Source organism: Pseudoalteromonas sp. SWN29 (assembly GCF_015864465.1).
Taxonomy (GTDB): Bacteria; Pseudomonadota; Gammaproteobacteria; order Enterobacterales; family Alteromonadaceae; genus Pseudoalteromonas.
In genome coordinates this window covers 490-732 of the sequence record NZ_JADYXE010000137.1, presented here as the reverse complement: position 1 = coordinate 732, position 243 = coordinate 490, and the positions used below count along the sequence as shown (strand labels likewise).

Here is a 243-nt window from a genome sequence, read left to right as displayed (position 1 = left end):
ACAGTTGAGGCGTTCGCTTCTCGTCATCCTGAAGGTCTTTCAGCATACGTTGAGCCATCTCAGTGTCCAGCATCTCAAGGAATTGAATCAAGGACTTATCGTTAGACATCTTTACCCTCCTTCTTCCATTTGATAATCACATCGACTACCTTGGCACCAATTTGAGCCACTGTGTAGGCAATTGCAGCTACATAGAACCACTCGTTAAGGGACAGTCCGAAGAACAGACGGGCAGCACCATCG

1 protein-coding gene is annotated in these 243 nt (G+C 47.3%); it reads right to left on the bottom strand.

The genetic code is table 11. The annotated features are described in order from the left end of the window. Nucleotides 1-101: 101 nt before the first annotated feature. Complete coding sequence (locus I6F53_RS20895) at nucleotides 102-227, bottom strand: hypothetical protein (RefSeq protein ID WP_442960600.1); 126 nt, start codon at nucleotides 225-227, stop codon at nucleotides 102-104. Between the last annotated feature and the right edge of the window lie 16 nt (nucleotides 228-243).